The sequence below is a fragment of the Micromonospora sp. S4605 genome (assembly GCF_003176715.1).
Taxonomy (GTDB): Bacteria; Actinomycetota; Actinomycetes; order Mycobacteriales; family Micromonosporaceae; genus Micromonospora; species Micromonospora echinaurantiaca.
Map to the genome: position 1 here is coordinate 14,780 of NZ_QGSW01000279.1, position 14,635 is coordinate 29,414.

At 73.3% G+C, this 14,635-nt stretch carries 10 protein-coding genes; 6 read left to right on the plus strand and 4 right to left on the minus strand.

The window, feature by feature from the left end; translation table 11 throughout:
• Positions 1–110 precede the first annotated feature (110 nt).
• Genes DLJ47_RS25075 through DLJ47_RS25085 form a run of 3 tightly spaced genes read right to left on the minus strand, consistent with a single transcriptional unit; the run spans position 111 to position 3,491 of the window.
• Positions 111–1,073: a glycosyltransferase gene (locus DLJ47_RS25075; protein WP_109903370.1), complete on the minus strand. Its 963-nt coding sequence runs from the start codon at positions 1,071–1,073 to the stop codon at positions 111–113.
• 31 nt (positions 1,074–1,104) lie between these two features.
• A complete protein-coding gene (locus tag DLJ47_RS25080) occupies positions 1,105–2,187 on the minus strand; it encodes a hypothetical protein (RefSeq protein WP_109903372.1) in 1,083 nt (360 codons plus the stop codon).
• On the minus strand, positions 2,184–3,491 hold the full coding sequence (locus DLJ47_RS25085) for a glycosyltransferase family 4 protein (protein ID WP_158289894.1): 1,308 nt from the start codon (positions 3,489–3,491) through the stop codon (positions 2,184–2,186). Before DLJ47_RS25085 ends, DLJ47_RS25080 begins: the two co-directional genes overlap by 4 nt.
• 357 nt (positions 3,492–3,848) lie before the next feature.
• On the opposite strand from DLJ47_RS25085, the gene DLJ47_RS25090 reads away from it, so the two are divergent.
• The 6 genes from DLJ47_RS25090 (at position 3,849) to DLJ47_RS25115 (ending at position 13,764) form a co-directional block, all read left to right on the plus strand.
• The gene (locus tag DLJ47_RS25090) at positions 3,849–4,829 is read left to right on the plus strand and encodes a hypothetical protein (protein WP_109903376.1); all 981 of its coding nucleotides are present in this window, start codon (positions 3,849–3,851) and stop codon (positions 4,827–4,829) included.
• On the plus strand, positions 4,826–6,214 hold the full coding sequence (locus tag DLJ47_RS25095; protein ID WP_109903378.1) for an O-antigen ligase family protein: 1,389 nt from the start codon (positions 4,826–4,828) through the stop codon (positions 6,212–6,214). The genes DLJ47_RS25090 and DLJ47_RS25095 overlap by 4 nt, the downstream gene beginning before the upstream one ends.
• Positions 6,211–7,053, plus strand: a complete 843-nt coding sequence (locus tag DLJ47_RS25100; protein ID WP_109903380.1) for a glycosyltransferase — start codon at positions 6,211–6,213, stop codon at positions 7,051–7,053. The genes DLJ47_RS25095 and DLJ47_RS25100 overlap by 4 nt, the downstream gene beginning before the upstream one ends.
• Before the next feature lie 200 nt (positions 7,054–7,253).
• Entirely contained in the window at positions 7,254–10,967 is a 3,714-nt protein-coding gene (locus tag DLJ47_RS25105; RefSeq protein WP_199235998.1) for a DUF4082 domain-containing protein, read from the plus strand.
• Between the two features lie 101 nt (positions 10,968–11,068).
• On the plus strand, positions 11,069–12,292 hold the full coding sequence (locus DLJ47_RS25110) for a glycosyltransferase family 4 protein (protein ID WP_109903384.1): 1,224 nt from the start codon (positions 11,069–11,071) through the stop codon (positions 12,290–12,292).
• The gene (locus DLJ47_RS25115) at positions 12,289–13,764 is read left to right on the plus strand and encodes an oligosaccharide flippase family protein (protein WP_109903386.1); all 1,476 of its coding nucleotides are present in this window, start codon (positions 12,289–12,291) and stop codon (positions 13,762–13,764) included. The genes DLJ47_RS25110 and DLJ47_RS25115 overlap by 4 nt, the downstream gene beginning before the upstream one ends.
• Positions 13,765–13,788: 24 nt before the next feature.
• Here DLJ47_RS25115 and DLJ47_RS25120 read toward each other — a convergent pair.
• Positions 13,789–14,635 (minus strand): hypothetical protein (locus DLJ47_RS25120; protein WP_233258014.1); only part of this gene is annotated, 847 nt, incomplete at its 5' end.

Below are 14,635 nucleotides of genomic sequence, written 5' to 3' on the forward strand. Positions count from 1 at the left end.
CGGCCCGCCGCGCTGGAGGCACGGTCTGCCGGTGCTGGAGGCGCGGTCCGCCGTGGTCGAGGGTCGGCCCGCCGTGCTGGAGGCCCGGTCCGCAGCGCCGGCACGCCGGCTCAGGCCGGGGCGTCGACCGCGACCCGCCGGTCGTCCGGCGGGCCGGGCACCTCCCGCAGCGACGCCGGGCGCAGCAGGGCGGCCACCGCCGCCCGGCTGGTCGGGCTGCCCAGGGCGGCCCGGCTGACTTCCCGCACCAGGATCGCCGCCCAGTACGCGGCAGTGGCCAGCCGCCCGTGCCGGCGCCGGTAGAGGCGCACCTTGTTCAACGTGAGCAGCCGCCACAGCCAGGGCGCCGCCCGCGACTCGCCGCCGATGTGGGTGGCCCGGGCGTCCGGGGCCAGCCGAGTGGTGAAGCCGGCGTCGCGGGCCCGCAGCGCGAAGTCGGTCTCCTCCGAGTAGAGGAAGAAGGACTCGTCCCACGGCGCGCACGCCGCCCAGCAGCGGCCGCCGACGAGCATGGCGGAGCCGACCGCCCAGTCCGCCGACGATTCGCGCCGGTAGCTGGCGGGGTCGGTGACCACCTCGCCGAGCAACCGGAAGCGGCCGGCCCGTTCGGCGCCGAGCACCGCGTCACCGAGCGCGCGCAGCACGGTGGGCTCGCGTCGCAGGGTGTGCTCGGGTTGGCCGTCGGCCATGGTCACCACCGGCACGACGATGCCGTCACCGCCGCGGTGCAACAGGTCGAGCAGGACCCGGCCGCAGCCCGGCGCGAGCCGGACATCCGGGTTGAGGATGAGGACCGCGGTGAACGGATCCGCGGCGGCGACGGCCGCGTTGATGCCGGCCGCGTAGCCGGCGTTGCGGCCGGTCTGCACGATCCGTGCCGCGGGCAGCAGCCGCCGGACCGTGTCGACGGTGCCGTCGGACGAGGCGTTGTCGGCCACCGTCAGGTGCCAGCGCAGGCCGGCGAGGCCTGGACCGAGGGAGTCCAGCAGACCCGGCACGACGGCGGCGCTCTGGTAGGTGACGACGACGACCGCGACGACGTCGTCGGTTCCGGATACCGGGGCGGTGGCCACGTGCGGTGCGCTCCTCGTGCGGTCGGCGGGATCAGGCGGGCACCGCGGGGCTGCGGTAGGTCCGGTAGACGGCGGTGAGATCGGCGCGCAGCCCGTCCGGGTGGTACGCCGAGTGGATCCGCTCGGCTGCCGCCCGGCCGGCCGCGACGACGGCTGCCGGGTCCTCCTCGTAGCGGCGTAGTGCGCGCTCGACGGCGACGGCGAAGCCCAGCAGGTCGCCCTCGGCGACCGGCGCACAGTACCGGGGGTCGAAGAAGTCCCGCCCGCCCAGGCCGGTGAACCCGACGACGTACGCGCCGCTCGCCATCGCCTCGGCCGGCGGGAGGCCGAAGCCCTCACGTTCGCTGAAGCTGAGGAAGACCGGGCAGCCGCGCAGCGCCTCGGCGGTCTGCGCCTCGGTCAGCCCGTCGATCGGCACGAGCTCCCACCCGGCCAGGACGCCGCGGGCGCGCAGGATGTGCAGCAGTTGCTCCTGCTCGGCGGCGCGGCGGCGGGGCATGTGGCCGATCCGCCGCCCGGCCGGGCTGGCCGGCGGGTGGAAGACCCGCTCGTCGACCACCACCCGGGTCAGGTGCACGTCGAGGTCGCCGAAGGCGTGCCGGAGCAGGGCGGCGTTGTCCCGGGAGACGGTGAGCAGCGCCTCGATGCCGGGACAGTTCCGGTAGGGGGCGCCGGCCGGGGTGCCGTCGAACGGCACCTCGGCGAAGGTGTGGTAGGCGTTCTGGTTGAAGATCAGTTTCCGGGCGGGCGCCGGCAGCCGGTGCAGTCCCGGGCCGAAGTACTCGGGCACCACCAGGAGGTCACCCGGGCCGAGCGTCACCTCCCCGGCGGCGGCGACCCGGGTCCGGTTGGCGAACCAGTCGGCCCGGAAGCCTTGCCGGGAGTGCAGCACGGCGGCGGGCACCCCCGACTCGTTGAGCAGGTCCACGTGGCGGTAGAGGTTGCGGATGCCGCCGCTGGGCTTGTTGTCGTCGGGGCTGAGGTAGTAGACGAGGCCCGGTCCGCGGTGGCTCGGGTCGTACCGCAGCGGTGGGGGAGTGCGCCGCCGCAGTTCCCGCGCCTGACCGAGCCGCCGGAGCCGGTTTCGCCCGGCCCGCTTCGCCGCGCCGATCAAGACGAGTGGCGGGGAGAGGCGACGGGCACCGCCCGGTCGGCGGGCTGGGCGGCCGCCGTGGCGACCGGCAGCGGCACCACCCGGCGCCAGGCGTCGAGGTACGCGGCGGCCTGGTGCTCCCAGGCCAGCACCGAGGTGAACCGCTCTCGCGCGACCGCCCGCATCCGGGCCAACCGGCTCTGGTCGTCGAGCAGCTCGTCGAGCGCCTCGGCGAACTCGTCCGCGCTGCCGGTGGGGACGTAGCGACCGGCGTCACCGGCCGTGCGGCGGGTCTCCAGCAGGTCGACCGCGACCACCGGCAGGCCACGGGCCATGTACTCCACCGTCTTGGCCATGGTGGACAGGTTCGTCATGTCGCTGAAGACGTCCGGCTGGATGCCGAGGGTGGCGCCGCGCAGCAGCGCGTCGACCTCCGGAGCCTGAAGCCAACCGGTGAACCGGACCACGTCGCCGAGCCCTCGCTCGTCGACCATGGCCCGCAGCACGGGCAGGCACTCGCCGTCGCCGGCGATGACCAGCTCCCAGCCGTCGCGGCCGCGCCGGGCGGTGAGCCGCTCGGCGGCCAGGACCGCCCGATCCACGTGATCCTGCTCGTTGATCACTCCGACGTAGACGATCCGCCGGTCACCGGCGGCGTCGGCGCTGGTGGGGGCGGCGATCTCGCCGGCGGCGGGCCCGTTGCGGACGATCGTCACCCGTTCGGGCCGGCACCTGCCGCGGGTGAGCGCGATCTGCCGGTACGACTCGTTGGTGCTCACCACCTCGCTGGCGAACCGCATGGAGAGCCGCTCGAACCAGGTCAGCAGCCGGGTGACGACGGGGCGTGGCGTGGCGGTCTTGCAGGCGTACAGCTCCGGGCTGAGATCGTGGTGGTCGAAGATCCAGCCCCGGCCGGTCGCCCGCATCACCATGGCCAGCGGCCAGAACACGTCCGGCGGGTTGCAGACCTGCGCGGCGACCACCCGGTGCCGGAGCACCAGCACGGCCAGGTGCCAGGCCACCCAGAGGAACGCCCAGGCGAACTCCGCGGCGAAGGAGAGCACGCCGTCGCCGGCGAACGGCTGGCGGAACGACCGGATCGCGGTGTCCCGGCTGCCGGGCAGGTGACGCAGCCGCCGTTCACCTCGGGGGCAGATGACCGTGACCCGGTAGCCGGCGCTCTCCAGGGCGAGGCATTCCCGGATCACCCGCCGGTCCTTCTCCACCGGCAGGTTGACCACGGCGATGGCCACGTGTGGTCGTCGCGCCTGCCTGGTGTTGGTGGCCCTCGCCTGCCGGCCCGCCCGCGCCTGTTCCACTGCCATGGACGCTCCCTCCGGCGACCAGCGGCCGGCGCCGCAGCAACGGTCCACAGTGCCGTCGCCGCTCACGGCGACGGGGACCGGTGGTCGCTCCGTCACGATCGTGGAATCCGGGACCCGGAACATCCCCCGTTGGTACTGAGCCGCCTGTCAACCTGACGACTGACCGCTCAGTAAGTCAGCAATGTCATCCCTCGCCCTGGATCGAACTATCGCCCGGTTGTGCTTGTCTTTCTTGCCAAGGTGTCGCCGGCACGGCGACACTTGCCTCGGCTCGTGGCATCGGCCCACGTCCGGTCTCGCCACGTGTCACCCGCGGCGCGCCCTCGTTTCTCACCCGAACCTCGGCAAGGGGATGTAGTGGACCTCTGGGACATGACCAAGCTGCTCTTCCGGCGCTGGCGCATCTCCCTGCCGCTGCTGATCATCGCCCTGGTCCTGGTCGGCGTGGCGAGTCAGACCGTGCCGCCGGACTACAGCGCGAAGGCCCACATCCAACTGATCCCGCCGCCGGTCGTCACCGGACCGGACGGCCGGCAGAAGCCGATCAAGAATCCCTGGTTCGACCTCGGTTACGCGGCGCTGGGCAACGCCGCGATGATCGATGTGACCAGACAGTCAGTGCTGAAGCAGATGGTGGCGGACGGGCTCTCCGACAACGTCACCGTCACCGTGGACCGGGTGCCGCTGTTCGAGATCGAGGCGGTGGGTAGCTCGCCGGAGCAGGCGACGGCCACCGCCCAGCGGATGCTCACGCTGATCAAGGAGGCGGTCGCCGAACGGCAGGCCTCGCTGCAGGTGGCCGAGAGCGACCTGATCACGACGCTCGCGCTCGACGACGGCACCGAGGTCGAGGTGCAGAACTCCAAGCTGATGCGGGTGATGGTGGTGGCGCTCGGTGCCGGGCTGCTGCTCACCGCCGGGGTGACGATCGCCGCGGACGCCCTGCTGCGGCGGCGGGCCCGCCGCCGTGCGGACGCCGCCACCGAGCCGCCGCCGGCCGCCGGGGAGGGTGCTGTCCGGCCCGCCGGCGGAAACTCCGCGCCCGGGTCCTCGGCGTCGTTCGACGGCCAGCTCAACCAGGCCGGGACGGCGGCGCGGGTGGGCTCCGGACCGGCGGTCGGGGCGGTCGCGCCGCGGGTGCCGCCGCAGCAGCCGCAGGCGGCGGCCGGTGACCGGGTCGGCCAGCCGCCCCGGCGGGAGCACCCCGGCGCCGAGCGTCCCCTGCGGACCGACGCCGATCCCCGCCGCCCGGCCTCGGCGTCGGCCGACGCGACAGTCGTGCTGCCGGTCTCCCACTCCAACACCTGGCCGCGTGGAGGCAGGACAGAGCGGCCGTGACCGCGACCGCGGTCGGGTACCACCCCGTCGACCTCGAGCCGTCGCTCCTGGCCGACGGCACGTACGGCATCCGTCGCCACCGGTCCCGGTTGGACGTCTCGACACTGCTCGGCCTCACCATCGTCCTGCTCTACGTGCTGCCGGGCACGCTGATCGTGCCCAACCTGACCTACGCCGGCCGCCCCGCGCTCCTGGTGGCGTTGCTGCTCTTCGCCTGGTGGTGCCTGGCCCGGCTGAACCCGACGCTGCTGCTGATGGGGCCGCAGCCGATCCGGTGGGTGCTCTGCGTCTACCTGGTCGCCAACCTCCTGTCCTACCTCGCCGGACTGTTGCGCGGCCTGCCCACGCAGGAGGCGAACGCGCAGGACTTCGCGATGCTGCAACTGTTCGAGTTCCTCGGCGTGGCGCTGATCGCCGCCGACGGGATCCGCAACTGGGACCGGCTCAACCGGGTGCTCCGGGTGGCCGTGTGGTGCACCGGCTTCATGGCGATCGTCGGCATCATCCAGGCGGTCTTCAAGTACGACGTCTCGGCGCACCTGGTGGTCCCGGGTCTGGAGGTCAAGGGCGGTCTGGCCGGCTTCGGCCAGCGCGGTGACGAGGGCCAGTTCCGGGTGGCGGGAACCACCGTCCACTACATCGAGTACAGCGCGGTCATGGCGATGATGGTGCCGTTCGCCATCCACGTGGCCCGGTTCGCGCCGAAGCGGTGGCACCGGTGGTCGGCCGCGGCCTGCGCGATGCTCGCGGCGGTGGCGAACCCGATGTCGATCTCCCGTACCGGCATCGTGGCGCTCGGGCTCGCCCTGATCGTGATGGTGCCGATCTGGTCCTGGCGGCTGCGCTACACGTTCATGTTCCTCGCCGCCGGCGCGGTGATGGCGATCATGTTCCTCAAGCCGGGCGTGCTGGGCACCCTCAAGGCGATGTTCCTGAACGTCGGGGTCGACCCCAGCATCGAGGGCCGGACGAACGACTACGAGCTGGTGGGGCACTTCTTCGACCAGCGGCCCTGGCTGGGCCGGGGGCCCCGGACGCTGCTCGCCGACCCGGTACGCGACACCATCCTGGACAACCAGTGGCTCTACACGCTGGTGACCGGCGGCGTCGTCGGGGTGGCCGCGCTGCTCGCGGTGCACGTGGTCAGCGTCGCGTTGGCCGTGATCGCGCTGCGCCGGGCCACCCGTGAGGAGGACCGCCACCTCTGCGTGGCACTCGTCTCCGCCCAGGTGGTCGCCGTGGTGGTCGGCGGCACCTTCGACTCGCTCTACTACACGACCTTCGCCATCAGCCTGGCCCTCTTCGTGGGCCTCAGCGGGGCGGTGTGGCGGTTCACCCACCCGACCCGCATCGTTCGCACCTCGACCGTCCGGGGAATCGATTGACCAGCATCGTCATCGCCGCGCACAACGAGGCCACGGTCCTCGACCGTTGCCTCGACAGCGTGCTGCGCAACGCCGTCGTGGCGGATCCGGCCCAGGTGATCGTGGTGCCGAACGGCTGCACGGACGACACCGCGGGCGTGGCCCGCCGGCGCGGCGTCACCGTCGTCGAGCTCGCCGAGCCGGGCAAGGCCGCCGCGCTGAACGCCGGTGACGCCGCCGCGACGAGCTTCCCGCGCCTCTACCTCGACGCCGACGTGGTGCTCGCCGACGGCGGCATCGACCTGCTGGTGCGGGAGTTGGAGCGCACCGGCGCGCTCGCCGCCGTGCCGGCGCGCCGGATGGAGCTGGCCGGACGTCCGCCGGCGGTACGCGCCTACTACGCCATCCACTCCCGACTGCCTGCCGTTGTCGGCGGCCTGTACGGCCGCGGGCTGATCGCGCTGTCCCGGCCGGGGCGGGCGCGGTTCGACCAGTTCCCCGACCAGGTCGCCGACGACCTGTTCCTGGACTCGCTCTTCACCGAGCCGGAGCGGCTCGTGGTCTCGGCGGCGACGGTGCGGGTGGCGGCGCCCGGGCGCACCGGCGACCTGGTGCGTCGCCTGGTTCGGGTCCGGGCCGGCAACACCGCCCTGCGCGACAAGCTGCCCGGGGTCCGCCGTTCGCGCAGGAGTTCCTGGCTGACCGATGTGGTGCTACGCGCCCCATGGCTGTCGCCGGCCGCCGTCTGCTACGTCGTGATCACCCTCCTGGCCGAGCGGGGTGCCCGTCGAGTGATCCGAACCGGTCAGGTCGCCTGGGCCCATGACCGTTCGAGCCGAGCCGCCGGTGGAAAAGCCTGACCGGTCGTTGCGCAGAACTGCCAAAGTCGCAGGGGTGCCGCCGGGCCGGCCGGCGCTAGGCTCGTGCCTCGACCGAGCGCGCACGAGCCGGGCCCACCGCGGTCACCGGTGCTCTGGCCGCCGGCCGAGCGTACCGACGGTAGCAGCCCGACGGCGCTGAGCACGGGTCGGTGTGGGGATACGTCCGAGGGAGCAGCGTCGTGAACGGACAGCAGGAGCGGCGTGCCGGCCGCGACGTCGCGTCCATTTGGTCCACAGTGGCCGGAGGTCGGCGGTGGGTGACCCGCCGGTCGGGTGCGGTGGCGGTCGTCCTGGCCGTGGTGGCGGGCGCCCTGGCGGCCCCCGGCGCGGCGCAGGCCGACCCGTGCAACCCGGTGGTCAACCCGATCGTCTGCGAGAACAGCAAGGCGGGCACCCCCGCCTCGGTCTGGGACATCGACGGCAGCGGCGACCCGTCGATCCAGGGATTCGCCACCGACATCAGCGTCAACGCCGGCCAGCGGATCGACTTCAAGATCAAGACGAACGCGACCGCGTACACCATCGACATCTACCGGCTCGGCTGGTACGGCGGCAACGGAGCCCGCCGGATCACCGGCGTCAGCCCTTCGGTGCCACTGCCGCAGACCCAGCCCGACTGCGTCACCGAGGCCACCACCGCGCTGTTCGACTGCGGCAACTGGGCGGTCTCCGCCTCCTGGACCGTGCCGTCGACCGCGGTCTCCGGCGTCTACATCGCTCGGTTGCGACGCGGCGACACCGGCGGCGACAGCCACATCACCTTCGTCGTCCGGCAGGACAGCAGCACCTCCGACGTCTTCTTCCAGACCTCCGACGCGACCTGGCACGCCTACAACAAGTACGGCGGTTCCGACTTCTACTCCGGCGGCGGCTCGGTCGGTCGCGCGTACAAGGTCAGTTACAACCGTCCCTTCGCCACCCGCAACAGCGTGGAGCGGCGGGACTTCCTCTTCGGCGCCGAGTACCCGATGATCCGGTTCCTGGAGCGCAACGGGTACGACCTCAGCTACACCACGAACGTCGACAGCGACCGGCGCGGCCAGCTGATCCGGAACCACAAGATCTTCCTCTCCGTCGGGCACGACGAGTACTGGTCCGGCGCGCACCGGCAGAACGTCGAGGCGGCCCGGGACGCCGGCACCCACCTCGCCTTCTTCAGCGGCAACTCGGTCTACTGGAAGACCCGCTGGGAGCCGAGCAAGGACGGTAGCGACACCGCCCACCGCACCCTGGTCACCTACAAGGAGACCTGGGCCAACGCGAAGATCGACCCGTCCAGCGAGTGGACCGGCACCTGGCGCGACCCCCGGTTCAGCCCGCCGGCGAACGGCGGCCGGCCGGAGAACGAGCTGATGGGCACCATGTTCATGGTCAACGACGGTGACCTGGCGCTGTCGGTGCGGGCGGAGGAGGGCCGCTACCGCCTCTGGCGGCACACCAACCTCACCTCGCTGCCCGCCGGCACGTCGGCCACCCTCGCCCCGCACACCGTGGGCTACGAGTCCGACGAGGACCTGGACAACGGCTTCCGCCCGCCGGGCCTGATCCGGCTCTCCACCACCACCGGCGAGGTGCCGCAGGTGTTGCAGGACTTCGGCAACAAGGTCGCGCCGGGCACCACCACCCACCACCTCACCCTGTACCGGGCCGCCAGCGGCGCCCTGGTCTTCGGCGCCGGCACCATCCAGTACAGCTGGGGCCTGGACGAGGCGCACGACGGGCAGGCCACCCCGACCGACAGCCGGATGCAGCAGGCCGCGGTGAACCTCCTCGCCGACATGGGCGTCCAGCCCGCCACCCTGATGGCCGGCCTGGTGCCCACCACCGCGTCGGCCGACGGCACCGCGCCGACGGTGACGATCTCCGCGCCGGCCGCCGGGGCCACGGTGGCCCGGGGCAGCCAGGTGACCCTCACCGGCACCGCCGGCGACGTCGGCGGGCGGGTCGCCGGGGTGGAGGTCTCCACCGACGACGGCGCGAGCTGGCACCCCGCCACCGGCACCACCGCCTGGTCGTACAGCTTCCACGCCGCGGGGCTGAGCACCCAGGTGGTACGGGTCCGGGCGATCGACGACAGCGTCAACGTGGGCGCACCGGCCACCCGGGAGTTCGCGCTCACCGGCCCGAACACGCTCTTCGGGCAGCGGGTGCCGAAACGGCCGGCAGTGGCCGACGGCGGCGCGGTGGAGCTGGGCGTGCGGTTCACCCCGCAGACCGACGGCTACGTCACCGGCGTCCGCTTCTACAAGGGCCCCGGCAACACCGGCACCCACCTCGGCCGGCTGTGGACCAACTCCGGCCAGCTGATGGCCAGCGGCACGTTCGCCGACGAGACGGCCACCGGCTGGCAGACCCTGACCTTCGGCTCGCCCGTGCCGGTGACCGCCGGGGTCAGCTACGTCGCGTCGTACTTCGCGCCGAGCGGCAACTACGCCGGCGACGACTGGGTCTTCGCCCGCGACTGGACCAGCGGTCCGCTCACCGCGCCACGGTCGGCCCCCGGCGCCGGCAACGGCCTGTTCCGCTACGGCGGCTCGGGCGGCTTCCCGAACGAGACGTTCGGCGCGGCCAACTACTACGTGGACGTGACCTTCGCGGTCAGCGCCGACCTGCCGCCGGCGGTCACCTCCACCACCCCGACCGACGGCTCCGGCGACGTACCGGTCGACGCCACGCCCTCGGCCGTCTTCTCCAAGACGCTCGACCCGGCCACCGTGTCGTTCACCCTGACCAGGGGCGACACGCCGGTCGCCGGGTCCACCGCGTACGACGCGGTCCTGAAGAAGGTGACGTTCACGCCGACGGCGCCGCTGGACTCCGCGACGAGCTACACCGCCACGGTCACCGCCGCCGACGCGCAGGGCCGGTCGGGGACCGCCACCTGGTCGTTCTTCACCGCGCTCGACAGCGACCTGCACACCCTCCTGCCGCCCGACGCGGTGCCGGCGACGCCGGCGCACAACGACGCCAACGCGGTCGAGCTGGGCGTGACGTTCCGGCCGCGGGTCGACGGCCGGGTGGTGGGCGTCCGCTTCTACCAGGGGCCGGGCAACACCGGAAACCACCCGGTGACGCTCTGGTCCGCCGCCGGCACCCCGCTGCGGACGGCCACCGTGCCGAGCGCCACCACGGTGGGCTGGCGCACCGCGTACTTCGCCAGCCCGCTCGACGTGGCGGCCGGGACGAACTACGTGGCCTCCTACTTCGCGCCCAACGGCTTCTACCCGGGCGACAACGGGTACTTCGCCACCACGAAGACGGTCGGGCCGCTGGTGGCGCCGGGCGGCAACAACGGCGTGTACCGCTACGGCGAGAGCGGCTTCCCCAACCAGTCCTACGAGTCGACGAACTACTGGGTGGATCCGCTCTTCCTGACCGACGAGGAGGTCCCGCCGGTGGGGCAGCCCGGCGCGCCGCCGCCCGGAGCGTACGGGGTCTTCTCCGCCAGCGACGTGCCGCAGACCGCGAGTTGGGACGACAACGCCGCGGTCGAGGTGGGGATGCGGTTCGTGCCGGCCGTCGACGGGCAGGTCTACGGCGTCCGGTTCTACAAGGGACCGGGCAACACCGGCACCCACACCGGATCGCTCTGGTCCGCCGGTGGCAGCCGGCTGAGCACGGTGACCTTCACCGACGAGACCGCGTCCGGGTGGCAGACCGCGTACTTCCCGGAGGTCGTGCCGGTCAGCGCGGGTCAGGAGTACACCATCTCCTACCACACCACGGTCGGCCAGTACGCGGTGACCGGTAACGGCCTGGCCAGCGCGCGCACTGTCGGGCAGCTGACCGTGCCGGCCTCGGGCGCCACCTACCGTTACGGTCCCGGGGACGGGCATCCGTCCTCCTCGTCGGCCACGAACTACTGGGTGGACCTGGTGTTCGCTCCGTACTGACGGCCGGCGGCGCGGGACCACCCGGTCCCGCGCCGCCTCGCGCGTCCGCCGACCCGACCGGCCGGCGGCACGCGCCGCAACGCGCGAAGTGGGGGGAAAGGGTGCGACTGCTCGTCGGCCTGCACCATCTGGAGCTCGGGGGCAGTCAGCTCAACGCCCTGGATCTCGCGGTCAGCGTCCGGAACCAGGGCCACCAGGTGGCGATCTTCGGCAACTACCGGGACGAACCGGGGCCGGTGGCGGCCCTCGCCCGGCAGGCGGGACTGCCGGTGATCGCCGTACGGCACCGGGCCGAACGGCTGGGGCGGGCGATGCCGGTCCGGCCGGGGCTGTCCCGCGCGCTGACCCGGGCCGTCCGCGACTTCCGGGCCGACCTCGTGCACGCGTACGAGTATTCGGTGGCCCTCGACGCGTTCTACGGCCCGCACCTGCGGCTCGGCACGCCGGTGGTCACCACGGTCTACGGCATGCGGGTCCCGCGCTGGATGCCCCGCTACGGCGGACTGGTGGTCGGCACCGCCCAACTGGTGGCGGAGGCGGGCGAGTTCCGGCCACCACCGGCGCTGATCGAGCCGCCGGTCAACACCGACGTCGACGACCCGGCGGTGGTCGACGGTCACTCGTTCCGCCGGAGCCACGGCATCGGCCCGGACGAGATCGTGATCGGCGTGGTCTCCCGGCTCGAACCGGACATGAAGGCGGAGGGCGTGCTGCGGGCGATCCGAGCGGTGCGGCTGCTCGCCGACGACCGGCTCCGGTTGGTGGTCACCGGCGGCGGCCCCTCGTACGCCGACGTGGCGGCCGAGGCGGAGCGGGCGAACGCGGCGCTCGGCCGGCCGGCGGTGGTGCTGACCGGCCCGATGGACGACCCCCGACCGGCGTACGCGGCCGCGGACATCGCGCTCGGGATGGGTGGTTCGGCGTTGCGGGCGATGGCCTTCGGCCGACCCCTCGTGGTGCTCGGCATCCGCGGCTTCTCCCGCACCTGCGCGCCGGAGACGATCGACTACTTCCTCCGCTGGGGCTTCTACGGCATCGGCGACGGTGACCTGGACCCGGCACCGTTGGCGGCGCAGCTCGGCGAGCTGGTCGGCGACCGGCGGCTGCGCGTCGAGCGCGGCGACTGGGGACGGCAGCTCGTGCTGGGCCGGTTCAGCCTGAAGGCGGCCACCCAGACCCTGCACGAGGTCTACGCCGAGGCACTGCGCGACCGGCCCGGGACTCGGACGCGGCTGCGGGAAGGGCTGCGGGTGGCCGCGCACAAGGGCCTGGCCGACCTGCTGCCCGCCACCGCCCGCCAGCGGATCCGGCGGCTGCTCGGGTGAGCGTCGAAGACCGCCCCGCCCCGGCAGCCGAGCGGCCCGACCTGTTCGCCAAGGCGTCCCGGGCCCTGGGCTGGAGCATGGCGAGCACCATCGTCAGCCGGCTCAGCACCCTGGCCATCGGGGTCGCGCTGGCCCGGATCCTCGGCCCGGACGCGTTCGGCACCTTCGCGGTGGCGCTGGTGGTGCTGCTGGCGGTGCTCAGCTTCAACGAGCTGGGAGTCAGCCTGGCGATCGTGCGCTGGCCCGGCGACCCGCGGGAGATCGCGCCGACGGTGGCCACCCTCTCGGTGCTCACCAGCACCCTCGTCTACGCCGCGCTCTACCTCGGCGCGCCCCTGCTCGCCCGTACGCTCGGTGACCCCGGCTCCACCGGGGTCATCCGGGTGCTGGGGCTGAGCGTCATCGTCAGCGGCCTGGTGGCGACCCCGGTGGCGCTGCTGCAACGCGCGTTCCGGCAGGACCGCAAGACGGTGGCCGACCTGGTGACGAACTGGACCAGCGCGCTCGCGTCGATCGGCCTCGCGCTCGCCGGCAACGGAGCGATGAGCCTGGCCGTCGGGCAGCTCGCCGGCTCGCTCGCCGGCGCGGTGCTCTTTTTCGCCTTCGCCCCGCAGGGGCTGCGGTTCGGATTCGACCCGGCGAAGGCCCGCGCCCTGCTCCGGTTCGGCCTGCCGCTCGCCGGCTCCAGCATCGTCGTCTTCGCCACCACCAACCTGGACCGGGTGGTGGTCGGCGCCACCCTCGGTCCGACCGCGCTCGGCTACTACGTGCTGGCGCTCCAGCTCGCCAGCTGGCCGGTCACCGTCTTCTCCCAGCCGGTGCGGGCGGTGGTGCCGGCCGCGCTGGCCCGGCTCCAGGACGACCCGCCGGCGCTGCGCCGGTCCTTCCTCTCCGCGGCCGGGCTGCTCGGGTCCGTCACCCTGCCGGCGTGCCTGCTGCTCGCCGCGGCGTCCGACGCGCTGATCCGCTTCCTCTACGGCGGAGCCTGGCAGCCGGCCGCGGCGGTGCTGCTCTGGCTGGGCCCGCTGGCGGCGCTGCGCATCCTCTTCGAACTCTGCTACGACTACTTCGTGGTCCTCGCCGACACCCGGGTGGTGCTGACCGTCCAGGTGGTCTGGTTCGTGGCGCTCCTGCCCACCCTGTACGCGGCGGGCGTGCTCGGCGGGCTCCAGGCCGCCGCGGCGGCCCAGTTCGCGGTCGCCCTGCTGGTGATCCTGCCGCTCTACCTCGGCGCGCTGCGCCGGTCGGGGATCCCGCCGCTGCCGGTCGCGGCAAGGCTGGGACCGCCGCTGGCCGGCGCCGTCGCGGTCACCGCGGTGGCCCTGCTGGTGGCCCGGGTCGGCGCCGTCGACCTGGTGGTGCTCGCGGTCGCCGGGGCCACCACGCTCGCCACCATCGGGGTGCTCGGGTTCCGGCTACGGCACGTGGTCCGCGACCTCAGGACGGTCGGACAGCCGCGGGCGGTGGGCTGACGCCCGCCGCCCGCCGTGCCGGGCTCAGCCGCAGTGGGTGAGCGGGGCCACCTCGCCGAGCACGCGGCCGGCGACCCAGTCGTACCTGACCGTGGCGTTGCCGCTCCAGTCGCCGACCTTGCGACAGTCCACGTCGACCGGGCCGTAGCCGTACGAGTCGTGCACGATCTTGTTGCCGGTGATCGCCGGGAACCAGCCGCCGGTGGCCCGCAGCGAGTAGCCCCCGCCCGCCAGCAGGTTGTCGCGGATCGTCCCGCCGTCGTTGCGCTGGTCCGGGATGAAGACCGGCGCGGTCGGGCAGTCGTCCAGCCGCTGGTCGATGGTGTTGTGCCGGAGGACGACGCTCGGCCCGTGGTAGGCCTGCATGCCGTCGCCGTGCGGGTCCGCGGACCGGCACATGCCCGGCGGCACCGCGAGTCGGGCGTACGAGTCCTCGATGGTCACCGGCCCGGCACCCGGGTACTCCTTCGCCCCGATCCGCCAGCCCTCCATCCGGTTGACCACCTTGCAGCGGCGGCAGGTGTAGTTCGCCACCCCGAACGCGTAGAGCTGGTCGGTGGAGAACTCCTCGCCGGGCGGGTTCACCACCTCGGAGTCCTCGATGAGCAGCCCGCCGTGGATGCGGTCGCCGAGGAAGTTGTCGACCGTGCCGTACAGCCGGGTCCGGCGGATGACCACGTTCTCCGCCCGGACCAGGATGCTCCCGGTGACCAGGTGGTCGGTCAGCACCGTGCCGGCCCGGGTGATGACCAGATCGCCCTGGTGCCGCACCTTCGGTGTCCAGCCGGCCGGCACGCCGGTGCAGGCGGCGGTGGGATAGGCGGGCAACGCGCAACCGCGGCCGGTGCCCGCCGGCGGGGTGGGGCTGGGC